Here is a 21,771-nt window from a genome sequence, read left to right as displayed (position 1 = left end):
ATACCTGAGGTATGACCTCACCATCCGCGGACGAGGCGCCCCTGCCGGACGTCGCCCCCCAGCTGCGCGCGCTGCGCCGCCGGGGCGGGCTGACGCTGGAGGCGGCTGCCGCCCGCGCGGGGCTCTCGCCCGCGCACCTGTCCCGGCTGGAGACCGGCCAGCGGCAGCCCTCGCTTCCCATGCTGCTGGCGCTCGCCCGCACCTATGGCACCACGGTGTCCGACCTGCTCGGCGAGACCTCACCGGAGCGCGAGCCGGTCGTCCGCGGCGGTTCCGTGCCGCCCGCGGAGGCCGGCGGCTGGACGTACTGGCCGGCCGGGAACCCCGGGCGGGCCATGCAGGCGCTGCGGCTGCACGTGCCCCCCGGTCCCCAGGAGGGGCTGGTCCGCGTCCACGCCGGCGAGGAGTGGCTGTACGTCCTCGAGGGCGAGCTGCGGCTCACCCTCGGGGAGGCCGTGCACCGGCTGGCGCCCGGCGACAGCGCCCACTTCGACTCGCTCACCCCGCACCGCATCGCGGCGGCCTCGCCGAACGGTGTCGATCTGCTGTTCGTCCACACGCTGCTGCGGAGTTCCGTCGCCGAGCTGTGCCTGGGCGACGGCCGTTCCCCGCGCCCCCACGGCGCATGACGAGAGGACTGACCGTGTCCGCCGACTCCCGCGACAAGGCCCCCATGGGCTTCAAGGTGCGCGCCTTCATCTACCTGGTGGGGGTCCACATCATCGCCGCGTTCTTCTTCCTGATCTTCCATCTGGCCGGGGCCAAGTAGGGCGGCCCCGGCAGACCCGGTCAGGCCGGCTGCGCGCCGTCCAGGAAGAGCGCGCGCAGCCGCTCGCGCCGTGCGGGCGTGAGGCCGAGCCCCTCCTCGAGGTAGCGGTCCGCCGAGCCCCAGTGCTCCTCGATGGTGTCGAAGGCGGTCTCCAGGTACTCCTTGCGCGCGTCGAAGAGCGGGCCGAGCAGCTCCATGACCTCGGGTGTGCTCGCCGGCTCCGCGTCGTCGCCGCGCCTGATGCGGTAACGGCGGTGGGCCTCGTTGCTCTTGAGGTAGTCCTCCACGATCGCGTCGCGCTCGACCCCGAGGGCGAGAAGGATGACGGCGATCGAGGTGCCGGCCCGGTCCTTGCCCGCGGCGCAGTGCAGCAGCGCCGGCACCGACTCGTCCTCGGCGAGCAGTTCCAGCATGCGGGCTTGCTCGGCGGTGCGGTCCAGCACGATGCGGCGGTACGCCTCCACCATGCGCGCGGCGGCGCGGCCCCCGCCGAGGATCTCGCGCAGCGCGGCGATGTCGCCGTCGCGGACCGTGGTCCAGAACTCGGCGCCCTGGGCGGGGTCGCTCAGGGGCATGTTCACGTTGCGCACGCCGGGCAGCTCGACGTCCGGGCCCTCCAGTCTGATGTCGGAGGCGTTGCGGAAGTCGAAGACCGTGTGCAGTCCGAGGGAGGAGAGGAATCCGGCGTCCTCGGCGGTGGCGTGCGCCAGGTGGCCGCTGCGGAAGAGCCGTCCGTACCGCACGCGGCGGCCGTCGGTCGTCGGGAGGCCGCCCACGTCGCGGAAGTTGCGCACCCCGGACAGCTCGGGTTCCGACGGGGCGGTCTGCGGCGTCTGCTCGGTCACCGGCGCTCCTTCGCTCAGGGGCCGGGCGGTGCGGGTCACCGGCGGCCGGACCACTCCCGACCTTACGGTACCCCGGCCGGGCCCGTACCGCCCGGTATGTGATCGCGGAAGGGGGCCGTCGCGACGTCGGCGGAACGCCGTCTTATTCCGTTTCCGGTGGATCCGGCCGGGTGGGATAGATCACCCCCCGTCAACCCCTGGTTACGCTGGCGTAAGTCGCTTGAGGAGGTGAAGTATGTGCTGACGTGCCAGACGATTCGACAACAGACAAGAGCGACGCCATCGGGTCGTACGCAGCCGTGGGGGACAGCTTCACGGAAGGTGTGGGCGATCCGGGTCCCGACGGGACGTTCATCGGCTGGGCCGACCGGCTGGCGGTCCTCCTCTCCGACCGCCGCCCCGAGCACGACTTCCGGTACGCGAACCTCGCGGTGCGCGGCCGCCTCCTCGACCAGATCGTCGAGGAGCAGGTGCCGCGGGCCGTGGAACTCGCGCCCGACCTCGTGACCTTCTGCGCGGGCGGCAACGACATCCTCCGTCCCGGCAGCGACCCGGACGACGTCGCCGAGCGCTACGAGGCGGCGGTCGCCCGCCTCACCGGGACCGTCGGCACCGTCGTGCTGTGCACGGGCTTCGACACCCGGGGCATTCCCGTGCTGCGGCATCTGCGCGGCAAGATCGCCACCTACACGGCCCATGTGCGCGCTATCGCCGACCGGTACGAATCGCCGGTGCTGGACCTGTGGTCGCTCCGCTCGGTCCAGGACCGCAGGGCCTGGGACGCCGACCGCCTCCACCTGTCGCCCGAGGGGCACACCAGGGTCGCCCTGCGCGCCGCGCAGGTGCTGGGCCTGGAGGTGCCGGCCGACCCCGACCAGGCGTGGCCGCCGGAGAGGTTCCGCGCGCCCGCCGAGATTCGGCGGGACAACATCCAGTGGGCCCGCGAGTACCTCGTGCCCTGGATCGGCCGGCGGCTGCGCGGGGAGTCCTCCGGCGACAACGTGGAACCCAAGCGCCCGGACCTGCTGCCGCTGTAGGCGGCGGCGGTCGGGTCCCGGGGCGTGCCCCGCAGGGCTGACGTCAGAAGGGCGGCGCCCCTGAGCCGAGTTCCGCCCACACGACCCGGCCGCCGCCGTCGTCGGTGGGCCGGACGCCCCAGGCCTGCGAGAGCGCGCCCACCAGCAGCAGGCCGCGCCCGCCCTCCTCGTCCACGCCCGCCGCCCGCGGCCGGGGCGCAGTCGGCGCGCGCCCCTGGTCGCTGACTTCGAGCCGCAGCCGGGTGCCGTCGTACCGCATACCGCAGGTGATGAACTCACTGCCGGTGTGCATGACGGCGTTGGTGAAGAGCTCGGAAACGATCATCTCGGCGTCGTCGCGCAGTCCCTCGTCCGTCTCCCACTCCCGCAGTCGTGCCCGCACGCGATGGCGTGCGTCGGCGACCGAGGACCCGTGGGCGGGTAAACGGAACAGGTCCTGGCAGCGACGGGCGTCGAGGGTGCCACGGCGCTCCAACCGCAGAGCGTCTGGTGAGGAGGCCACGTCGCTAACTATGCGGTCCCGTTCGAACCGTTGGCAAGATGCGATCTGTAATTTACAGAACGGCCGGTGCGCACTGTCGGTTTTCGATGACGGCATGACACACTGCTTGCAGCAGAGGGGAGTTGGGGAAGTTGGTCGTGACGGACGCACGGTCGGCCGGTGCTCCCACCGTCCTCCGGGTGGTGCTCGGCAAACGGCTCCAGGACCTGCGCGAGAAGGCAGGGCTCTCCTTCGAGGAGGCCGGCCGGGCCCTCGACGTCACCCACGCCACGATCCGCCGCATGGAGAAGGCCGAGGTCGGCCTGAAGATCCCCTACGTCGAGAAGCTCCTGCGCACCTACGGGGTCACCGGCCCGGCGGAGCTGGAGGAGTTCCTCGCGCTGGCCCGGGAGGCCAACCAGCCCGGCTGGTGGCACCGCTACCGCGACGTCCTGCCCGACTGGTTCAGCGCCTTCGTGAGCCTGGAGGGCGAGGCCGGCGTCATCCGCGCCTACGAGCCGCACTACGTCCCCGGACTGCTGCAGACCGAGGACTACGCGCGCGAGGTGCTGCGGGCGGGGAACCCGGGCGCCGGCGACGCGGAGGTGGAACGCGGGGTCGCGCTGCGCATGGAGCGCCAGGCGCTGCTCACCCGGGAGGACGCGCCGCTGGTCTGGATCGTCATGGACGAGACGGTCCTGCGAAGACCCATCGGCCGTCCGGCGGTCATGCGGGCCCAGATCGCCAGGCTGATCGACGGCTGCGCCCTGCCCAACGTACGACTGCAGATCATGCCGTTCACGGCCGGACCGCACCCCGCCATGTACGGCCCGTTCCACATCTTCCGGTTCCAGACGCACGACCTCCCGGACGTCGTCTACTCCGAAAGCCTGGTCGGGGCCGTCTACTTCGACGACCGCGACGACGTCTCGACCTTCCTGGAGGCCCTGGACCGGATGTGCGCACAAGCCGCGCCGACCCAGAGCACCGAGCGGATCCTCGGTGGCATCCACAAGGAGACATGACCATGGAGCGGATCTACAACGGCATGCCCGCCGGGGAACTCGCCGACGAGGGCTGGCGCAAGCCGTGGAGCGGGGGCAACGGCGGCTCGTGCGTCGAAGCCCTCAGGATGGACGACGGCCGGGTGGCGTTACGGCAGTCCGCGGACCCGGACGGGCCCTGCCTGATCTACACCGGCAGCGAGATGATGTCGTTCATCCAGGGCGCCAAGGCCGGCCAGGCCGACTTCCTGCTGCCGTGAGCGGCGGGACGGAACGGAAGACCACCGACCGCACCGACCTGGACCCGCAAGGGCCACCGGAATCCGAACGGAGCAGGGCGTTGACCGACAAGGGCTTCCCCGCGGAGGAGATCGACACCAGCCGGCCGCACCCGGCCCGGATGTACGACTACTACCTCGGCGGCAAGGACAACTACGAGGCCGACCGCGAGGCGGCCGAGATGGTGATCCACATGACTCCCGACGCGCGCCCCAGCGCACGCGCCAACCGGGACTTCATGCAGCGCGCGGTGCGTTACGCGGCGGGACAGGGCATCCGGCAGTTCGTCGACATCGGCACCGGCATCCCCACCTCGCCCAACACCCACGAGGTCGCCCGCTCCGTCGTCCCCGAGGCCCGGGTCGCCTACGTCGACAACGACCCCATCGTCGCCGCCCACGCCGGCGCGCGGCTCACCAACACCGGCAACGCCGGCTTCTTCCTCGGCGACGTCCGCGAGCCCGAGACCATCCTGGAACACGCCACGATCCGGGAGCTGATCGACTTCGACGAGCCCGTCGCCCTGATGCTCGTCGCGCTCCTGCACTTCGTCCGCGACGACGAGGACCCGGCCGGGATCGTGCGGACCCTCACCAAGAACCTGCCGGCCGGCAGCCTGCTGATCCTCAGCCACGGCACCACCGACTTCCACCGGGACGTCGACGCCGACGCCGGTGAGGCGTACAAGAACGCCACCTCCACCCTCACCCTGCGCGGCAAGCCGGAGATCGAGCCCTTCTTCGAAGGGTTCTCCCTCGTCGAGCCGGGCCTGGTGCAGGTACCGCTGTGGCGCCCGGACGGCCCGCTCGTGCAGGAGGGCGAGAACGTCCGCATCGCCTTCTGGGGTGGAGTCGGCCGCAAGGGCTGACGCCGCCGGGCCGGGCGCGCCGGGCCGCCCGCTACGAGGAGCCCGGCGCCAGCAGCCGCAGCGGTGTCCGCCCGGGCGGCGGCGCGGCGGGGATCCGTTCCAGGACCCCGCCCGCGAACACGTCGTACAACGGCAGCGTCTCCAGGTGGACGTAGCCGATGTGGCAGTCGCAGACGGCCAGCGGGCACGCGCGCGGACGCAGCGCCGCGCGGTAGGAGCCGTCGTAGAGGTTGCCCAGCTCCTCGCGCACGAAGTGGCAGCGGCGCACCGTGCCCTCGCCGTCCACCGAGACGACCGACTCGCCCGTGCGGCACGGCAGGCCCGCGCTGCGGTGCGGATGCCGGCTGTACGGGAAGAGCGGGTCCAGCGCGGTCCACCGCGCCGCCTCGTCGTCGGTGTACGTGTGGCCCTCGGCGGCGTTGACCCACAGGTAGACGTGGTCCGGGAGGTCCTGCCGCAGCCGGCGGGCCTGCTCCAGGTGCTCCGGCAGGCCGACGACGCCCACGCTGTGGCGGAGGCCGCGCTCCGCCAGGTCGCGGCTCTTGGCCAGGAAGCGGTCGTAGGGCGTCTGGCCGGGGTGGAAGGTGCACCACAGGGCGATCGTGTCCGGGTCGGCCTCGTTCAGCCACTGCGTGCGGCCGCTCAAGTTGGTCTGGATGGCCACCCGGCGGACGTGCGGCAGCCGGCTCAGCTCCGCCAGGGCGCGCCGGTACCAGGAGCGGACCAGGCCCTCGCCCCACGGGGTGAACAGCAGGGAGAGCCGGTCCCCGGTCTGTTCGCCCGCCCAGCCGGCGAAGCGCTCCAGGGCGGAGCGGTCGGCGGTCAGCTGGGCGCGGCTGTCACGGCGCTTGGCGAAGGGGCAGTACGGGCAGTCGTAGTCGCACGAGGCGAGCGGTCCGCGATAGAGGATCGTCAGGTCCATGGCGTGGGCGTTCACTTGGGCTCGTAGGCGGCCATACGGCGGCCCACGGCGGCGGAGAACAGCTCGGGACCGGCCGCGTCGGAGTGGGCCAGGCCCTCGGGCGACAGCCGCAGCACGTCCGGGCCCGCCGACGCGTCCAGCCAGCCCCGGTCCGAAAAGCGCTCCAGCTCCTCGGCGAAGTCCTCCCCGGGCGCCGAGCCGAACCGGGCCCGGTACTCCGCGACGGACAGGCCCTCGGCCTGCAGCAGGGACTGGAGCAGATGACGGCGGCGGGCTTCTTCCTCGTCCATCGCCCAGCCGTAGTCGGCGTGGCCGAACTCCCGTGTGGTGCGCGCCGTGTAGGCGTCGATGATGCCGCGGATGCGGTGCATGTCGACGGCGTAGTCGAAGGAGTAGTGCAGCCTGGAGGTGTACGAGCGGGCTCCGCAGCCGAGGCCCACCATGCCGTCGGTCTGGCAGGCGTAGTCCCCGCCGCCGGTGGTCGGCGCGTCCGCACGGCGGAACATGCGCATCGACACCTGCTCGTAGCCGTGTGCCAGCAGATGGTCGCGGCCGTGGCGGTACAGCCGCAGCCGCTGCTCGTCCCACGCCTCCTCGCCCCGTTCGGTGCCTGCGGTGTGCCGGCCGAGGCCGGTGAGCGGGCGGACGTACAGGGGGTACAGGTACAGCTCCTCGGGGCGCCAGGCGAGCGCGGCGTCGAGCGACTCCGTCCAGGACCGCTCGGTCTGGCCGTCGATGCCGTAGATCAGGTCGATGTTGAGGACGGGGATGCCCGCCTCCCGGATCCTGCCCAGCGCCGCCTCGACGTCGCCCCGCCGCTGGGGGCGGACGGCGGCGCGCGCCTCGGCCTCGACGAAGCTCTGCACCCCCAGGCTCAGCCGGGTGGTGCCGCGCTCCGCCAGCACCGACAGCCGGTCGGCGGTCGCGGTGGCCGGGGAGGCCTCCACGGACAGCGGTATCGCCCGCAGGTCGGCCCCCAGGCCGTGTTCGGCGAGGTCGCAGAGCCGCTCCAGCTCGGCGGCCTCCAGGTACGTCGGAGTGCCGCCGCCGAAGGCCGCGTTGGCGAACCGCGCGCCCTCGCCCAGCGCCTCCCGCACCGCCGCGGCCTGGCGCTCCAGAGCGTCCAGATAGGCGGTGGCCAGGCCGCCGGGCGCCCCGATCCTGGTGAAGAGGTTGCAGAAGCCGCAGCGGACCTCGCAGAACGGGATGTGGAAGTAGAGGGACAGCGCGTCCTTCGGCTCGTCCGCCCACAGATCGCGCAGCCGGGCCCGCTCGCGGGGCAGTGCGCGGTAGGCCGTCTTGTGCGGGTACGCGTACACGTAGTGCCGGTACGGGCGCACGGCGGCCGTGGCCGGGGGCGTCGGGGAGAGCGTCACGTCGGTGAGGGTCATCGGGCGGCCCCGTCGAGGAGGAAGTGGGCGTAGGGAACGGTCCACACGACCTCGTGGCCGATGCGGTGGCCGGTGTGGCCGTCCTCGCCGTACGCCGTGCCGTGGTCGGAGCAGACGACGGCCAGGCACGGGCGGCGGCTCGAGGCGGCGGCGAAGAGCCTGCCGATGTGGCGGTCGACGTACTCCAGGGCGGCGGCGTGGGTGGCGCGCGAGTCGCCCGCCTCCCGGGTGGCGCCCGGCAGGTGGAACCAGTTGGGCTGGTGCAGTGCGGAGACGTTCACGAAGAGGAACAGGCGTTGCCCCGGCGGCAGGGCGGCGACGACCTCCTCGGCGCGGGCCACCTGGGCCTCGAAGGAGGTGGGGGAGGGCACGCCGAACTCGGGCTCCCAGTGGCTCTCCTGGAAGAGCCCGGGCAGCACCGAGCCCAGCGGCGCCTGCTTGTTGAAGAAGCCGACGCCGCCGATGCACACCGTGCGGTAGCCGGCCGCGGCCAGGCCCGACACCAGATCGGGGGTGTCGTACACGAAGGTGCCCTCCGCGGTGCTCTCGCTGCCGGCGAAGCGCGCCGCGAACAGCCGTGGGTGGGGGCCGGGCGCGGTGGGCGTGGGCAGGAAGCCCGCGAAGATCGCCTGGTGGGAGGCGTAGGTGAAGCTGCCGGGCGCGTGCCGGCGCTCCCAGCGGCCGCCGGGCAGATGGCGGGCCAGATGGGGGATGCGGCCGGCCGCGGCCAGCTCCTCGGCCACGTCGTGGCGGAGGGTGTCCAGCGTGACCAGCAGGATGTCGTGGCTGCCCACGATCTGGTTCATGTCAAGCGGTGGCGTCATGGTGGTGCTCCTCGCGTCGCGCGCGGTCCATCGCGGCCGGTACGGCGGCGACCTGGGCGGCATAGGTGTCCAGGCCCTCGGCGCCGCTTCCCGGGAGGCCGGTGAGCCGGGGCAGCAGATCGCCGAAGGCGTTGACCTCGCCGACGGCGAAGCGGCGCCAGCCGGTCGCGGGCAGGACGTCAACGCCGACGCAGAGCGTGCCGGGGAAGCACGCGGCCGCCCGTTCCGCGAGCGCCGGCACATCGCCGAAGTCGCCGCCCGCGGCGCGGATCGCCGCGCGGGCCGTGTCCAGGTCACCGCGCGTGCCGCCGAGGTGCAGGTTCGTCATCGGGTGCGGGCTGGTGCGGACGACGGCGTGCGTGGCGCGGCCGGCGACCACCACCACCCGCAGGTCGGCCGCCCGGCCGTGCAGCGACGCCTTGGGCAGCCAGCGCTCGACGTGGAGCCCGTCCGGGGCCAGCGCGTCGACGAGGGCGGCGACCTCCGGCTCCGTGCGGTACTCGCGGACCCGCAGCGAGTTGAACAGGCGCCCGTCGGCGGCGGTCTCCACCGAGGTCGTGGCCTTGACCCGTCCCGGGCCCGCCGTCGCCAGCGCCACCACCCCGGAGGCCGAGGAGCCGTGTGCGGGCTTGAGGAAGGCCCGGGGGATCCGGGCGGCGCGCAGGCGCTCCTTGAGCTCGTCCCAGCCGCGCACCGGCGGCCCGTCGGGTGCGGGCGGCACCGGGACGCCCGCGGCGGCGAGCCGGGCGTGGCAGCGCCGCTTGTCGAACAGGATGGCGATCTCCCCGGCGTCCGCCGACGGCACCGCACCGGCCCGGCGGGCCGCATCGGTCACCTCGCGCACCGCGGTGGTGAAACGGCGGTACCACAGCGCGGTGCCCTCGACCCGGGCCGGGTCGTCGGCGCCTCGCAGCAGACGGTCGACCTCGGCGTCCTCGCCGGGCGAGTCGACGCGCACGAACTCGCCGGGCGCGAAGGCGTACCGGCCGCGCAGCACGTCGCGCCACGCCAGCACGCGGGGCGCGGGATGCCCCGCGGCACGTACCGCGTCGGCGAAGAGCGTCGTCCTGCGGTTGCCGGGGTTGCCGACGACGGCGATGCGGAGCGCACCGCCGGTGCCGCTATTCGGAGACGGCGACATAGCGCCACTCCTCGTCCCGCCAGCGGTGCGGCTCGCAGTGCTCCGACAGGTCCACCTCGGTGCCCGCCGAGCCCACGGCCGCGCGCAGCCGCTCGGTCACGGCGCCGCTCATGAAGTGGTGGTGCAGATCGAGCCGCTTGAGGTGGGTGAGCGGCTGGCCCCCCAGCAGGGCCTCGGCACCGGTGTCGGTGAGCGTGCCCATGGACAGGCTCAGCGTCTCCAGTTGCGCGACGACGGGCGCCGAGGCCACGGCGGCCGCGATCTCGTCCTGCAGCTCGCTGTCCTGCAGGCCGAGGTGGCGCAGGGCGGGGAGGCGGCCGCCGGCGAGGATCGGCGCGAGGTCGGCGACCGTGGCGTCCCCGCCGTACTGCTGCACGCCGAGCCACAGCTCCAGCCGCTCCAGCGCGGGCAGTTCACAGGCGCCGACCGCCCGCACGACCGCCCCGGGCAGCCCGCCGGACTCGAAACGCAGCTCGCGCAGCGCCTCGTGGCGGACGGGGCGCAGCGACAGCGGCTCCTCGCCCAGCCCCTGCGAGTCGCCGCCGCGGACACCGAACTCCTCCAGCAGCGGGAAGCGTTCGAGGACCGGCGTGACGTCGGTCAGCTGCAGCCAGGAGACCTCGCACTCCTCGCCGGTCACGTCGGCGAGGAACAGGGCGCGCAGCGCGGGGAAGCGCTCGGCGTCCGCGAGCACCAGGTCCAGCACGGGACGCAGCTCGCAGTACTCGTCGTCCCACCAGGGCCCGAGGACCAGGGCGCACACCCGCGTGGTGTCGACCGCGGCGGTGAAGCGGCCCCACACCTCGGGGAAGGGGATGTCGCCGGCCTCGAAGCAGTCCAGCCGCCAGGCCACGGCGTCGGGCTCGGGCAGCTCGGCCGTCCCGGCCTCGGGCAGCGTGTGCACGCGCAGCCCGTGGAAGGTCTGCAGGTGGTGTGTGACGGTCATGACGGCATCACTCCGCGACGGCGGTGTAGCGGTGGATCTCGCCGTCCCACTCGTCCTCGTCGCCCGGGTCCGAGAGGTCGACCTCGACGCCCGAGGGCTCGAGGGCGGCCCGCACGCGTTCGGCGACCGGCTCGGTGACGAAGTTGTGGTGGAGGTCGAGCCAGTTCAGGTGGGTCAGCGGCTGGCCGGCGAGCAGGGCGGTCACGCCCTCGTCGGTGAGCACGCCCAGGGACAGGTCGAGCGAGGAGAGCTGGGCGACGACGGGGGCCGCGGCGACGGCTGCGGCGATCTCGTCCTGGATCTCGCTGTTGCGCAGGCCGAGGTGGCGCAGGGCGGGGAAGCGGCCGCCGGCCAGGACCGGCGCGAGGTCGGCGACCGTCGCGTCCCCGCCGTACTCCTCCACGCCGAGCCACAGCTCCAGGTGCTCCAGCGCGGGGAGTTCGCTCGCGGCGACACCGCGGACGGCCTCGCCGGGAAGACCGCCCGCCTCGAAGCGGAGCGTGCGCAGCCGCTGGTGGCGGGTCGCGGGGAAGCGCAGTCCCGAGCCGCCGCGCACTCCCAGCACCTCCAGCCGCGGGTAGGCCTCGAGCACCGGCGTCACGTCGGACTGCTCGATCCAGGAGATCTCGGCCTCCTCCATCTCCAGGTCGCCGATGAACACGGCCTCCAGGGCGGTCAGCCGCTCCCGGGCGTCCACGAGCCGCCCCACGACGGCACCGGAGTCGTTGTCGTACGGCTCGCCCCACTGCCCCACGACCAGGGCCCGCACCCCGGCGGGCTCCACCGTCTCCAGGAAGCGGTCCCACAGCTGCGCGAAGGTCTCCTTCGCCTTGTCCTCCCAGGGGTTGACGGCCAGCCGCCACGCGACCGCGCCGGCCGCCGGGAGCTCCTGCCGCGCTTCGGGCGCGGGGAAGTCGAAGGCCGGCAGGCCGTTCAGTTCCTGCAGATGTTCGACGTAGGACATCGGTGGTCTCCCGAGATGGACGGACGCGGTGCTGTGGGTGGTGCCTTGGTTGCGGTGCCGCTGTGGAGCCGGTGGTGCGTCGAGCGGGTGGTGCCTTGCCCGCGAAGAGTTCTACCAAGCCGCTCCGACAGCGGCTGCCGCGGGCTGTGCACAGGCAGTCCGGGGGGCGTTGTCACACCCCCCGCGTAGCGTCGTGGACATCGGGTCGGCGGGTGCCGACGGCGAAGGGAGACACGCATGTACCGGCAGGGGGACGTCCTGATCGTGCCCGTCGCGGAGGCGGCCGTGCCGCCGGGCACGGACCGGCTGCCGCGGCAGCCGAGGGACGCGCGGGGCAGGCTCGTGCTGGCCCTCGGCGAGGTGACGGGACACGCCCACGCGGTGGTCGGTCCGGGGACGCTGGTGCGCGAGGCCGGGCCGTTCGGCTCGGCGTACCTCCATCTCCCCGACGGCGGGCGGGTGGTGCACGAGGAGCACGCCGCGATACCGCTGCCCAAGGGCTGGTACCGGGTGGTGCGGCAGCGCGAGTACGCGCCCGGCGCGGTGCGCGTCGTGGCGGACTGACGAGGACGGGGGAGCGGAGCGATGACGACGGTGGCGAGCACGGAGCCGGCAACGGAGCCGGCTGCGGACCGGGCGGCGCTGTGGCGCGAGGTCGTGGCGGCGACGGGACCGGCGGACCGGGCGGCGGCGGAGGACGGGGTACGCCTGGCCTACCGGCTGGCCGGACTTCCTGAGCCGGAACGGATCGTGTGGGCGGCCTCGCCGCTGGAGGCGGTGGCCCTGGCCATGCGCCTCACGGCGGACGGCACCGCGGGCGTCAGCGTGCGCGACGCGGTGCGCACGCGTCCGTGGGCCGATGTGCGGGAGCGGGTCGCCGACCGGCTCGGGCCGGCCGGCTGGGCGGATCACTGGGCCGTCACGGGCGCGCAGTTGTGGGACACGACGGTATCGCTGACCGAGCGGATACGGACCGCCGTGGCCGACGCGGCGTCCGGGGTGCCCGGGGGCGGGCAGGCAGTGCGGCTCGCGCTGCTCGACGCCGTGCTCGGGCAGCACGACGCGGCGTGGCTGGCCGCCTTCGACGGCGAGGAGGGCACGGGGGAGCTGGCCGGGATCACCGCGGTCGCCCGGAACGCCGGCTGGTGGTGGCCGTACGAGCGGACGGCGGTCGTCGCCGAACGCCCCCTGGAACTGCACCGGGACGAGGCCGGCCGGCTGGACCGCGGCGACGGCCCCGCGCTGGCCTTCGCGGACGGGTTCGCGCTGCACGCCTGGCGCGGCATGCCGGTCCCCGCCGAGTTCCTCGACGGGCTCGCCGGGCTGACCCCCGGCCGGATACGCGAGGAGGAGAACGCCGAGCTGCGCCGGGTGATGCTGGAGCACTACGGCTACGAGCGCTACCTGGAGGAGTCCGGCGCCGAGCCCGTGCAGCGGGACGCGGCCGGGGTGCTGTGGCGGATCGAACTGGAGGGGGACGAGCCGCTGGTGATGGTCGAGGTCGTCAACTCCACGCCGGAGCCGGACGGCACCCGCCGGACCTACTGGCTGCGGGTGCCGCCGCGGACCCGGACGGCCCGCGAGGGCGTCGCCTGGACCTTCGGACTGGAGGAGGCCGACTACGAGCCGGAGCGGGAGACCTGAGCGGAATCCAGCGTCGCGGCGTCGATGAGGGCCAGGTTGCCGCCCGCCGTGCAGGTGTACGCACCCGCGCTCGCGCCGAGGCGGGCGCAGGACCCGAAGTCCAGTCCGCGCATGCGCCCGTAGAGGAAGCCGCAGAGGAAGGCGTCGCCCGCGCCGTTGGAGTCCACCACCGGGCCGGGCGGGGTGGCGGCCGGGATGTGCCGGGGCGTGCTTCCCCCGTCGCGCGCGAGCAGATAGGCGCCGCCCGCGCCGGCGGTGGCGATCACGGCCTGGGCGCGGCCGTCGCGCAGGATTCCGCGCATCACGTCCGCGATGCGCTCGCCGGCTCCCGCGGCGCTGAGGAAGACCAAGTCGGAGCGACGGGCGAACTCCCGCTGGTGCTCGGCCAGTCCGTCCCAGTCGTGCAGGTCGGTCGAGACGGGCAGGCCGAGTTCCTCGATGTCGTCGTAGAGGAAGCGGGTGAAGTGCGAGATCGACAGGTGCACGTGCCGGGCCCGGCGCAGGTGCGGCAGGTAGAACTCGCGCGGCATCCGCAGGTCCGAGGGGTCACGTCCGTCGTAGAAGGACATCCGGTGACCCGTCGCGTCCACGAGGTTCACGGCCCGCCGGGTCCCGGCGGGGGAGATCAGCGGCTCGAAGTCGACATCGCCCTTGGCCAGGCGCTCCCGGAGCATGGTGCCGACCCAGTCCTCGCCGACGAAGTCGAGGAACTTCACGCTCATGCCGAGCGCGCGGCAGCCCAGCGCCACGTTGCCGCCCGTCTGGCCGGGCCACTCCCGGACCGGCTCCACCCCCAGGGAGTCCACGAGCGGTACGGGCAGGCTGTCCACCCGCACCACGGTGTCCACCCCGGAACCGCCGACGACGAGCACGTCGTACGGTGACTCGTCCGTGGTCATGTGCACCTCCAGTCACCACCCTGGCGCCATGTTACGGGCGGGCGGTGTCCCGCGGTGCGCGATCACCGATGTGCTCCGCCGCCCAGGCGGCCCACTCCTGCTGCATCCTGGTGAAGCGCAGACCCCACTCCAGGGTCAGCCGGCCGTAGAACGCGAGGTCGCCGCCTTCGTCCCAGTCGACGGAGCGCTCGACCTCCAGCAGGGCCTCGTGGTGCTCCGCGGCCTGCACCCCCTCCCGCTCCACGTAATCGCGGGCCTGCCCGGGGTCGACGTGGTTGAGGAAGAAGACCCGCAGCAGCGCGTCGCTGCGGCGGTTGCGCTGCGGCTCGACCTCGACGAGCCAGTGGAGCAGCTCCGCGCGGCCCGCCTGGGCTGCTGGCCGTCCTGCTCGCCGCCGCCCCGCACGCGCTCGCCGCGATCATTGCCGTCAAGATCTGCGGCTTCGCCCTCCCCGTGGTCTTCACGACGCGCTACAGCCGCGCCGTGACCGCCCGCGCGAAGGCCGCCGCCTCCGCCGCGGTCCCCGCCCCGCTGCCCGCCGCCGTCGCGGGCGTCACGGCGCCGAGCCGGTGACCAGCTCCGTCCACGCCGCGCGGACCGCGTCCAGCCCGAAGGTCGCGCGCAGCCGGTCGCGGGCCTGCTCGCCCGCCTCCTCCCAGCCGTCCGCCGCGAGCGCCGCGATGGCGTCCGCCATGGCCGCGGGCGAGTCGTGGATCCAGCGGCGCTCGTAGATCGCGTCGGCGCCCGGCCAGGGCAGCAGGGCGGGCACCGCGCCGGAGGCCATGCCCTCGGCGGGGGCGAGGTGGAAGCTCTCGTCGTCGCTGGTGGAGAGCACGAAGCCGATGCGCCGCAGCCAGCCGGCCACGTCGGGTCCGAAGCCGTCGAAGACCACGGCGCCCTCCAGCGGGCCGGACTGCACCCGGCGCAGCACGGCGTCGTAGTGCGCCCGCTCCTCCGGCTTGTTCCAGATCCACCAGTAGTCCCAGGGCATCTTGGACTTCACCGACAGCCGCCACCGCGGGTCCCTGGACCGCAGGGCCTCGAGCACGTCCAGTCCCAGGTCGAGCCGCTTGCGCGAGGGCGCGATGCCGATCATGCCGAGGCGGTAGCGGGCGTCGGGGACCTTGGGGCGGTCCAACTGCCGGTCGTCGACCCAGTTGGGGATGGTGACGAGCTTCTCCTGCGGCCAGCCGGTGCGTTCCCGGGTGAGCCGGTTGTAGTGCGGGCTGACGCACACGACGCGGTCGACGGCGTCGATGTCGACCTGCGAGGGGTAGCCGGCGTACAGCTCGAAGCGGTGCAGGCGCACCAGCAGGCGCGAGCCGCGCCGCTTGTGTCGGCTGTACCAGACGGCCGCGGGCCCGCACCACTCCACGACCACGACGTCGGCCCAGGCGGCGAGGTCGCGGCTGGTGGCCGCGTCGTGCCGGGCCAGTGCCTCCCAGGCGTCGACCCGTACTTCGACCCCGGGCAGGGCCTGGAGGTGGTCCAGCAGCCGGCTGAAGAACTTCAGGTCGTGCCCCGCGACGACGACCCGCAGCGGCCGGCCGCGTCCGGCGAGCCCGGCCGGTGCGGGGGGCAGCGCCCGTTCGATCAGTCCCCGCAGCCGCTCGGCGGCCCGGTCCAGTGAGAAGCGCCCGGCGGCCTCGCGGCAGCGCCCGGCGGCCTCGCGGTAGGCCTCGGGGGAGCCGGCGGCGGTGGCGACCGCCTCCGCCGCGTCGTCGAGGGTGCCCCCGCCGGGGACGAACAGCGGGTAGTCGGCGCCGAGCAGCGCCTCGTGCGCGGGGGTGCGGTTGAGTACGACGGGAAGTCCGAGCGTCCCGAACTCCAGTACCTTCGTGGACAGTTCCAGGCTCGCGTCCAGTTCCGGACGGCGCCAGCCCAGCCCCAGGTCGCAGCCCGCGGCGATCCGCATGGCCTCCTGGCGCGGCGTGCCGCCGTGGTGCACCACACCGGTCGCGGTGCGCAGCGCGCTTTCCATGGCCGCGTGGAAGCCGGGGTGCCGGGGGTCGTCGTGGATCTTGTCGCCGACGGTGTGCAGCTCGGCCCTGATCCCCCGGGCGGCCAGCGCGCCCGGCAGCTCCGTCATCTCCAGGGTGTTCCAGCGCGGCGCGAACTTCCCCGTGTACACCATGCGCACCGGGTCGCCCGTCGCGTCGTGCCCCGGCACCGCGAAGTCCGGAACGGGCACGCTCGGCGGACACAGCACGCACCTGCCGCACGCGGCCGGCACCCAGGCCTCGATGAAGCAGCGCAACTCCTCGGTCTGGCACAGCAGATAGCGGGACGCCTCGGCGATCCGGGTCAGCTCGTCCACGGCCTCCTCCGTCATGAGCGCCGCGGACTGCGGGATGTCGGTGAGGTACGCCCAGATCCGCCCGTCGAAGGCGCCGTCGGCGACGACCTGCGCCACCAGCCGTCGTCCGCGCAGCACCAGCAGGTCGCACGGCTCCTGCTCGTCCCGTTCGCGCAGCACCCGTGAGGCCTGGACGGGGGAGAGGACGTGCCCGGACGGTACGACGGACACCCCCGGCAGCTCCGCCAGCGGATCGACCAGCCGCCCGGTGCGCACCGGTGCCTTGAGGACCAGCCGCGTCGCGCAGCCGGCGCGGGCCAGCGCCTGCACCGTCGACTGGGCCCACACCGCGGAACCGTCGATGAGGTTGAGGTCGACGTCCCCGTAGACCATCGCCCTGACCGTGCGCCTGCCCGTCATCGGACCTCCTCCGGGCGGATCGTGAACAGCCGCCCCGCCCCGGGGGACGGCCAGAGCGTCCTGCGTACCAGCGCCGGGCGGAAGCCGTTGACGTGCGGCACGAAGCCCGCGGTGTGCGCGCTGAAAGCCACCGCGTCGGCCCCGGAGCACTCCTGGGCGCACATCAGGTCCAGCAGGTGGACCGCCGACCGTTCCTCCGCGAGGTCCGACCAGTCCGCGATCCAGGGCGCGCCCGGCCCGTCCGCCGCGGCCCGTACGGTGACCCCGCCCGCGGTGAGCTCCGCGTAGGCCGGCCCCGGTGCGGGCACCAGCACCTCGGCGGGACGGTGCCGCTGCGCCATGACCTGCGCGACCAGGCGCGACATCTCGGCGTCGTCCCGCGGGGCGGACAGCACGGCCACCCGCCGGGCGTCCAGCGGGTCCGGCGCCCCGGCGATCCTGGCGAGCTCCGACAGCCGGACCCGGGTGGCCCGGGAGGTGAAGATCTCCCGCAGGCCGGCGCGGTCCACCGCCGCCGGGTCCAGCCGGGCAGGCTGCACCCCGGTGTCCCCGTCGAGCACGGCGTCCCAGGGGAAGGGGGCCAGACCCGGGGCGGCGGAGGCCGGGGCGTCCCGCCACAGCACGGCGGTGCGGCCGAGCGCGTGCGCGGCGGCGAGGAGTTCGGCCAGTCGCCGGTCCAGGTCGGGGGCGGCGCCGGTGCCGGTGTGCGCCCATGGGCCGGAGAGACAGGCGCTGAGCTGCACGACGAGCACGTCCGGGTCGGTGCGTTCGGCGACCTGCCGGGCGTCGTGCGGCAGCGCGCGGTTGACGACGGCGTCGTGGCCGAAGTCGGCGGCGGTCGCGGCGTCCAGCACGCCGGCGACGACCAGCCGGTCGCGGGGGCCGGCCGTGAACGCCCGGTGGGCCAGGTGCAGGTGCCCGTCGGCCGCCGGGTCGGCCCCACCGGCCGGTGCCGCCGCGCCGGTGGCCGGCCCGCCCGGCCGGGCCGCCGACGGACGGCCGCCCTTGCCGCGGCCGCGCCACATCCCGTACAGCTCGCCGGGCAGCCGCTTCGAGCCGCGCAACGGGGACCGGGCGGCCGAGACCAGCGCCTGGCCCACCCTCAGCGAGGTCGAGCCCTGCAGCATGGTGATCCGGGCCTCCAGCACCCCGATGCGCTCCCGGGCGCGCCGCAGCTCCGCCGCGAGCCGGTCGCGCTCGCGTGTGACGGCCCCCGTCCGCTCACCGTCCGTGCCGTCCCGCAGCGCCTCCAGCGCGCGGCCGTCCTCCTCGTGCCGCCGCTCCAGCTCCAGCAGCCGGGCCCGTTCGGCGCGCGAGACGAACTCCGCCAGCACGTACTCGCCGGCCAGCCGAAGCGCCGTGGCGTCCCCGCCGGGCACGGGCCGCCCGGCCGGGTCCAGGAGCGGCAGCAGCGCCTCGGTGCAGGTGAACACCGCGCCGCCGTACAGGTGCAGGTAGTCGAGACCGGCCGCCCGCAGCACCTGGCAGCGCTGCGTCACCAGGGAGTCGAGCAGCCGGTGGTACGGCAGTTCGGCGCCGGGGTGGCCGAACACGATCAGGCCCTTGCCGCCGGGCCGCATGCGCCGCAGCGCCGCCAGGCACGCGTCCTCGTCGCCGTGCCGGGCGGGGTCGGGGCCGTAGCTGAGCAGGGCCAGCCGTCCCCCGCCGACCGGTTCACCGTCACCGGGCGGGGAGGGGCGCAGCCGCACGCCCTCGGGAAGGTGCAGGTACGGGCCGAGCGGGATGCCGCCGCCGGTCGCGTCGACGACCTCGGTCACCCCGTCCAGGTGCGGGTGGAGCAGATCGAGAAGGCGCATCAGGAGGTCCTCGTGAAGACGTGGAAACCGACCCTGCTCTCCCGGAAACCGTACGGCGTGAAGCCGCCGTAGCGCAGACCGAGCGGTTCTACGGCGGCGCGGTACTCGGCCGCCGGGCGGTGCAGGACGCGGTCGCCGCGCGCCACGCGCCCGGGCGCGTCCTCGTCGGTGACGACCAGCCGGCCGGTCAGCCGGACGAGGGAGGCGAGGTTGACCAGCGCGGCCCGCCAGGCGGCGTCGTCGGGTACGCGGAACAGCACGTCCACGGCGAGCACCACGTCGTACAGCCACGAGCTGCGCCACCGCGACATCTCCGCCACCGCGTAGCGTGGGCCGCCGCCGAGTGCGCGGCAGTGGTCCACCGCCGAGGGGGCGGCGTCGATCGCGTCGACGAGGTGGCCGCAGCGGGCCAGGGCCCGCGCGAAGCGGCCCTCGCCGCAGCTCGCGTCGAGCACGAGCGGCCGGTCGTTGGCGCTCTCGCCGTCGCCGGCGATGCGCAGCACCTGCGCGACCCGCAGGGCGTCGAGAATCTCGTTCCCCGGCCGGTCGAGGCCGATGGGGCCGCCGCGGGCGAGGTCCCCGTGCCCGCGGGGGCGGCCGTCGCCGTACGCGAGCGGGGCGAGCGGGCGCGGCTCAGACATGGTGGTCCAGCCACTCGGTGATGACGCGGGCGATGCGGGGGCCCGAGCGGCCGTCCCACAGCGGGGGGCCCTCGGGCGCGGGGGCGTCGCCGTCCAGGGCCTTGCGCAGGGCCGGGGCCAGCCCGTCGGGGGTCACGAGGCGGTTCGTGCCGTGGGTGACCGTCACCGGCCGCTCGGTGTTCGGACGCAGCGTCAGGCAGGGCACACCCAGGACGGTGGTCTCCTCCTGCACCCCGCCCGAGTCGGTGACCACCGCGGCGGCGCCCCGCAGCAACCCCATGAACTCCAGGTAGCCGAGCGGCTCCAGGATCCGGATGCCGGGCGCGTCGCCGAGCCCCGCCGCCTCCAGCGCGGCCCGGCCGCGCGGGTGCAGCGGGACCGCCAGCTCCAGGTGCCGCGCCGCCTCGCGCAGCGCCGCCACGGCGGCGGCCGCGGCGGCCGGGTCGTCGACGTTGGCGGGCCGGTGCAGCGTCACGACGCCGTAGCGCCCGGGCAGACCGTGGGCGGCGCGCGCGGCCTCCGGGTCGAAGCGCGGCAGATGGGCCAGGAGAGTGTCGATCATCGGGTTGCCGACGAAGTGCACCCGGGCGGTGTCCACGCCCTCGTCCGCCAGATGGCCCACCGCCTCCGGGCTGGTGGCGAAGAGCAGGTCGGACAGCTGGTCGGTCAGCCGGCGGTTGACCTCCTCCGGCATCGTCGTGTCGAAGCTGCGCAGGCCCGCCTCCACGTGCGCCACGGGCAGTCCCAGCTTGGCGGCGACCAAGGCGGCGGCGAGCGTGGAGTTGACGTCCCCGTAGACCGTGACCAGGGCGGGCGCGCGGGCCGACAGCTCGTCCTCCAGCGCGGTCAGCAGGGCGGCGGTCTGCCGGGCGTGGCTGCCGGAGCCGACGCCGAGGTCCACGTCCGGCTCGGGCAGGCCGAGCTCCCTGAAGAAGACGTGCGACATGCGCTCGTCGTAGTGCTGTCCGGTGTGCACCACCGACTGCGGCTGCCCGGCCGCGCGCAGCGCGGCGACGACCGGGGCGGCCTTGACGAAGTTGGGCCGGGCACCGACCACGTGGACTACCGAGCCGAGCACGGTGCCTCCCGTTGGCTGGACGTGCTTAGGGTGGGAATGTGCGTCGTCGTACTCTTCGTGCCTTGATTCTCGCCGCCTCGGTGGCGGTACGTCATCTGCGGGACGACCCGGTGCGCGCGGCGTCCCTGGCCCTGCGGGTCGCCCCGGGGCCGGCGCGGCGGCCCGCCCGGCGGGCGCTGGCCCGGCTGCCCGAGCGCGATCCGCACCGCGGGCGCGGCGGCGCCTGCGGGTACGGGCCGCGCGGCGTGCCCGCCCCGGCCGGCGTCCCGGGTACGGCGGTGGCGGGGCGGGTGCTGCACCTGGTCACCAACTCCCTGCCGTACCGCAACGCCGGTTACACCGTCAGGACGCACGCCATCGCACGCGCCCAGCGGCAGGCGGGCCTGGACCCGCAGGTCGTCACCCGGCTGGGCTTCCCCGTGGCCCAGGGGGTCTGGGACGGACGCCCCGCGCAGGTCGTTGACGGGGTGCCCTACCACCGCCTGCTGCCCCTGCGGATGCCGGGGACTGCGGATGCCGCCCTCGCCCGCAACGCCGAACTCGCCGCCCGGCTCGTCGAACGGCTCCGCCCCGCGGTCCTGCACGCGGCCACCGATCACCCGAATGGCCGAGTGGCCCTCGCGCTGCGCGAATCGTTCGGCCTGCCGGTCGTCTACGAGGTGCGCGGCTTCCTGGAGGAGACCTGGCTGACCCAGGCGCCGGGCCGCGGCCGTGACAGCGCGTCCTACCGGGAGCGGCGCGCCCTGGAGACGCACTGCATGAAGGCCGCCGACCTGGTGCTCACCCTCGGCGAGGCCATGAAGGAGGAGATCGTCTCCCGGGGGGTCCCCGAGGACCGGGTGCGGGTCGTGCCCAACGCCGTGGACGACGTGTTCCTCCAGCCCCTGCCCGACCCCCGTGACCTGCGCACCCGTCTCGGCATCGGCCCCGGCGAGGTGGTCGTGGGCACGGTCTCGACGCTCACGCCCCACGAGGGCGTCGGCACCCTGCTGCGCGCCGGGGCCGAACTGCGCCGCCGGGGGGTGCCGCTGCGCCTGCTGATCGTGGGGGACGGCCCGCTGCGGCCCGCGCTGGAGCGGCAGGCGGCCGGGCTCGGCCTGGGGGACGCCGCCCTGTTCACGGGGCGTGTGCCGTACGCCGAGGTGCGGGCGCACCACGCCGTGCTGGACGTCTTCGCGGTGCCCCGGACGGGGGATCGGGTGTGCCGGCTCGTGACCCCGCTCAAGCCGGTGGAGGCCATGGCCAGTGGTCTTCCCGTCGCGGCAAGCGATGTCAGGGCGATGGGTGAGCTGGTCGAAGACCAGGTGAACGGGAGGTTGATTCCGCCAGGAGACGTACAAGCCTGGGCGGATGCGCTCGAAATATTGCTCTATAGTCCGAATCGACGGCGGATGATGGGTGACGCCGCCCGCGCACGAGTGGCCCGCGACCGTACGTGGGCGCACATCGCGGGGCGGACGCGCGACGCCTACCGCGGTCTGGGGGCCGTATAGCGCTCTGGATGG

23 protein-coding genes are annotated in these 21,771 nt (G+C 74.4%); 9 read left to right on the top strand and 14 right to left on the bottom strand.

Features of this window, described 5'->3' with window-relative positions; translation table 11 throughout:
- Positions 1 to 11 precede the first annotated feature (11 nt).
- Complete coding sequence (locus OIE69_RS08835; RefSeq protein ID WP_326571390.1) at positions 12 to 629, top strand: helix-turn-helix domain-containing protein; 618 nt, start codon at positions 12 to 14, stop codon at positions 627 to 629.
- Between the two features lie 14 nt (positions 630 to 643).
- Positions 644 to 769, top strand: coding sequence for a DUF6126 family protein (locus OIE69_RS08830; protein WP_326571389.1), 126 nt, complete (start codon positions 644 to 646; stop codon positions 767 to 769).
- Positions 770 to 789: 20 nt separating this feature from the next.
- Here the strand turns inward: OIE69_RS08830 and OIE69_RS08825 are convergent, their stop codons facing one another.
- A complete protein-coding gene (locus OIE69_RS08825; RefSeq protein ID WP_326571388.1) occupies positions 790 to 1,614 on the bottom strand; it encodes a tyrosine-protein phosphatase in 825 nt (274 codons plus the stop codon).
- A 245-nt stretch (positions 1,615 to 1,859) separates the two neighbouring features.
- On the opposite strand from OIE69_RS08825, the gene OIE69_RS08820 reads away from it, so the two are divergent.
- Positions 1,860 to 2,651 carry an SGNH/GDSL hydrolase family protein gene (locus OIE69_RS08820; RefSeq protein ID WP_326571387.1) on the top strand — a complete coding sequence of 264 codons (792 nt, stop codon included), beginning with the start codon at positions 1,860 to 1,862 and terminating at the stop codon, positions 2,649 to 2,651.
- Between the two features lie 43 nt (positions 2,652 to 2,694).
- On the opposite strand, the gene OIE69_RS08815 is transcribed toward OIE69_RS08820, so the two are convergent.
- On the bottom strand, positions 2,695 to 3,153 hold the full coding sequence (locus tag OIE69_RS08815) for an ATP-binding protein (RefSeq protein ID WP_326571386.1): 459 nt from the start codon (positions 3,151 to 3,153) through the stop codon (positions 2,695 to 2,697).
- A 137-nt stretch (positions 3,154 to 3,290) separates the two neighbouring features.
- On the opposite strand from OIE69_RS08815, the gene OIE69_RS08810 reads away from it, so the two are divergent.
- The 3 genes from OIE69_RS08810 (at position 3,291) to OIE69_RS08800 (ending at position 5,283) form a co-directional block, all read left to right on the top strand.
- The gene (locus OIE69_RS08810) at positions 3,291 to 4,157 is read left to right on the top strand and encodes a helix-turn-helix domain-containing protein (RefSeq protein ID WP_326571385.1); all 867 of its coding nucleotides are present in this window, start codon (positions 3,291 to 3,293) and stop codon (positions 4,155 to 4,157) included.
- Positions 4,158 to 4,159: 2 nt separating this feature from the next.
- On the top strand, positions 4,160 to 4,396 hold the full coding sequence (locus OIE69_RS08805) for a DUF397 domain-containing protein (protein ID WP_089228312.1): 237 nt from the start codon (positions 4,160 to 4,162) through the stop codon (positions 4,394 to 4,396).
- 80 nt (positions 4,397 to 4,476) lie between these two features.
- Positions 4,477 to 5,283 (top strand): SAM-dependent methyltransferase, encoded by an 807-nt coding sequence (locus OIE69_RS08800; protein WP_089228311.1) that lies wholly within the window; start codon positions 4,477 to 4,479, stop codon positions 5,281 to 5,283.
- A gap of 31 nt (positions 5,284 to 5,314) precedes the next feature.
- Here the strand turns inward: OIE69_RS08800 and OIE69_RS08795 are convergent, their stop codons facing one another.
- Genes OIE69_RS08795 through OIE69_RS08770 form a run of 6 tightly spaced genes read right to left on the bottom strand, consistent with a single transcriptional unit; the run spans position 5,315 to position 11,471 of the window.
- The gene (locus tag OIE69_RS08795) at positions 5,315 to 6,205 is read right to left on the bottom strand and encodes an STM4011 family radical SAM protein (RefSeq protein ID WP_326581055.1); all 891 of its coding nucleotides are present in this window, start codon (positions 6,203 to 6,205) and stop codon (positions 5,315 to 5,317) included.
- An 11-nt stretch (positions 6,206 to 6,216) separates the two neighbouring features.
- Positions 6,217 to 7,596 (bottom strand): STM4012 family radical SAM protein, encoded by a 1,380-nt coding sequence (locus OIE69_RS08790; protein ID WP_326571384.1) that lies wholly within the window; start codon positions 7,594 to 7,596, stop codon positions 6,217 to 6,219.
- Positions 7,593 to 8,402, bottom strand: a complete 810-nt coding sequence (locus OIE69_RS08785) for an STM4013/SEN3800 family hydrolase (RefSeq protein WP_326581053.1) — start codon at positions 8,400 to 8,402, stop codon at positions 7,593 to 7,595. The genes OIE69_RS08790 and OIE69_RS08785 overlap by 4 nt, the downstream gene beginning before the upstream one ends.
- A gap of 1 nt (position 8,403) precedes the next feature.
- The gene (locus OIE69_RS08780) at positions 8,404 to 9,561 is read right to left on the bottom strand and encodes an STM4014 family protein (RefSeq protein WP_326571383.1); all 1,158 of its coding nucleotides are present in this window, start codon (positions 9,559 to 9,561) and stop codon (positions 8,404 to 8,406) included.
- The gene (locus tag OIE69_RS08775; protein WP_326571382.1) at positions 9,542 to 10,507 is read right to left on the bottom strand and encodes an STM4015 family protein; all 966 of its coding nucleotides are present in this window, start codon (positions 10,505 to 10,507) and stop codon (positions 9,542 to 9,544) included. Before OIE69_RS08775 ends, OIE69_RS08780 begins: the two co-directional genes overlap by 20 nt.
- Before the next feature lie 7 nt (positions 10,508 to 10,514).
- Positions 10,515 to 11,471, bottom strand: coding sequence for an STM4015 family protein (locus OIE69_RS08770; RefSeq protein ID WP_326571381.1), 957 nt, complete (start codon positions 11,469 to 11,471; stop codon positions 10,515 to 10,517).
- 237 nt (positions 11,472 to 11,708) lie between these two features.
- Between OIE69_RS08770 and OIE69_RS08765 the strand changes: the two genes are divergently transcribed.
- Entirely contained in the window at positions 11,709 to 12,035 is a 327-nt protein-coding gene (locus OIE69_RS08765) for a hypothetical protein (RefSeq protein WP_326571380.1), read from the top strand.
- 21 nt (positions 12,036 to 12,056) lie between these two features.
- Positions 12,057 to 13,115, top strand: a complete 1,059-nt coding sequence (locus OIE69_RS08760) for a DUF6745 domain-containing protein (RefSeq protein ID WP_326571379.1) — start codon at positions 12,057 to 12,059, stop codon at positions 13,113 to 13,115.
- Here OIE69_RS08760 and OIE69_RS08755 read toward each other — a convergent pair.
- The 6 genes from OIE69_RS08755 to wecB all read right to left on the bottom strand — a co-directional run bounded on the left by OIE69_RS08755 (position 13,091) and on the right by wecB (position 20,266).
- Positions 13,091 to 14,014, bottom strand: a complete 924-nt coding sequence (locus OIE69_RS08755; protein WP_326571378.1) for a carbohydrate kinase family protein — start codon at positions 14,012 to 14,014, stop codon at positions 13,091 to 13,093. The two genes, OIE69_RS08760 and OIE69_RS08755, sit on opposite strands and share 25 nt — an antisense overlap.
- Positions 14,015 to 14,045: 31 nt before the next feature.
- Positions 14,046 to 14,312, bottom strand: coding sequence for a hypothetical protein (locus OIE69_RS08750; protein ID WP_326581051.1), 267 nt, complete (start codon positions 14,310 to 14,312; stop codon positions 14,046 to 14,048).
- Between the two features lie 255 nt (positions 14,313 to 14,567).
- Positions 14,568 to 16,730 carry a glycosyltransferase family protein gene (locus OIE69_RS08745; protein WP_326571377.1) on the bottom strand — a complete coding sequence of 721 codons (2,163 nt, stop codon included), beginning with the start codon at positions 16,728 to 16,730 and terminating at the stop codon, positions 14,568 to 14,570.
- On the bottom strand, positions 16,727 to 18,547 hold the full coding sequence (locus OIE69_RS08740; RefSeq protein ID WP_326571376.1) for a hypothetical protein: 1,821 nt from the start codon (positions 18,545 to 18,547) through the stop codon (positions 16,727 to 16,729). Before OIE69_RS08740 ends, OIE69_RS08745 begins: the two co-directional genes overlap by 4 nt.
- On the bottom strand, positions 18,547 to 19,188 hold the full coding sequence (locus OIE69_RS08735) for a class I SAM-dependent methyltransferase (protein WP_326571375.1): 642 nt from the start codon (positions 19,186 to 19,188) through the stop codon (positions 18,547 to 18,549). The genes OIE69_RS08740 and OIE69_RS08735 overlap by 1 nt, the downstream gene beginning before the upstream one ends.
- Positions 19,181 to 20,266, bottom strand: a complete 1,086-nt coding sequence (wecB, locus tag OIE69_RS08730) for a non-hydrolyzing UDP-N-acetylglucosamine 2-epimerase (RefSeq protein WP_326571374.1) — start codon at positions 20,264 to 20,266, stop codon at positions 19,181 to 19,183. Before wecB ends, OIE69_RS08735 begins: the two co-directional genes overlap by 8 nt.
- 62 nt (positions 20,267 to 20,328) lie before the next feature.
- Between wecB and OIE69_RS08725 the strand changes: the two genes are divergently transcribed.
- Positions 20,329 to 21,759 (top strand): glycosyltransferase family 4 protein, encoded by a 1,431-nt coding sequence (locus tag OIE69_RS08725; RefSeq protein ID WP_326571373.1) that lies wholly within the window; start codon positions 20,329 to 20,331, stop codon positions 21,757 to 21,759.
- The last annotated feature ends 12 nt before the right edge of the window (positions 21,760 to 21,771 follow it).

Origin of the sequence: Actinacidiphila glaucinigra (assembly GCF_035918135.1) — a bacterium.
In the GTDB taxonomy this organism is placed as follows: Bacteria; Actinomycetota; Actinomycetes; order Streptomycetales; family Streptomycetaceae; genus Actinacidiphila; species Actinacidiphila glaucinigra.
This window is presented reverse-complemented; position numbering and strand designations above follow the sequence as displayed.

What these genes read in the sequence shown, in the direction of transcription:
- OIE69_RS08770 (WP_326571381.1), bottom strand. Translation starts at nt 11,471, where the DNA reads ATGTCCTACGTCGAACATCTGCAGGAACTGAACGGCCTGCCGGCCTTC.
- OIE69_RS08735 (WP_326571375.1), bottom strand. Translation starts at nt 19,188, where the DNA reads ATGTCTGAGCCGCGCCCGCTCGCCCCGCTCGCGTACGGCGACGGCCGC.
- OIE69_RS08790 (WP_326571384.1), bottom strand. Translation starts at nt 7,596, where the DNA reads ATGACCCTCACCGACGTGACGCTCTCCCCGACGCCCCCGGCCACGGCC.
- OIE69_RS08775 (WP_326571382.1), bottom strand. Translation starts at nt 10,507, where the DNA reads ATGACCGTCACACACCACCTGCAGACCTTCCACGGGCTGCGCGTGCAC.
- OIE69_RS08785 (WP_326581053.1), bottom strand. Translation starts at nt 8,402, where the DNA reads ATGAACCAGATCGTGGGCAGCCACGACATCCTGCTGGTCACGCTGGAC.
- OIE69_RS08745 (WP_326571377.1), bottom strand. Translation starts at nt 16,730, where the DNA reads ATGACGGGCAGGCGCACGGTCAGGGCGATGGTCTACGGGGACGTCGAC.
- OIE69_RS08760 (WP_326571379.1), top strand. Translation starts at nt 12,057, where the DNA reads ATGACGACGGTGGCGAGCACGGAGCCGGCAACGGAGCCGGCTGCGGAC.
- OIE69_RS08805 (WP_089228312.1), top strand. Translation starts at nt 4,160, where the DNA reads ATGGAGCGGATCTACAACGGCATGCCCGCCGGGGAACTCGCCGACGAG.
- OIE69_RS08755 (WP_326571378.1), bottom strand. Translation starts at nt 14,014, where the DNA reads ATGACCACGGACGAGTCACCGTACGACGTGCTCGTCGTCGGCGGTTCC.
- OIE69_RS08835 (WP_326571390.1), top strand. Translation starts at nt 12, where the DNA reads ATGACCTCACCATCCGCGGACGAGGCGCCCCTGCCGGACGTCGCCCCC.
- OIE69_RS08795 (WP_326581055.1), bottom strand. Translation starts at nt 6,205, where the DNA reads ATGGACCTGACGATCCTCTATCGCGGACCGCTCGCCTCGTGCGACTAC.
- OIE69_RS08740 (WP_326571376.1), bottom strand. Translation starts at nt 18,547, where the DNA reads ATGCGCCTTCTCGATCTGCTCCACCCGCACCTGGACGGGGTGACCGAG.
- OIE69_RS08780 (WP_326571383.1), bottom strand. Translation starts at nt 9,561, where the DNA reads ATGTCGCCGTCTCCGAATAGCGGCACCGGCGGTGCGCTCCGCATCGCC.
- OIE69_RS08765 (WP_326571380.1), top strand. Translation starts at nt 11,709, where the DNA reads ATGTACCGGCAGGGGGACGTCCTGATCGTGCCCGTCGCGGAGGCGGCC.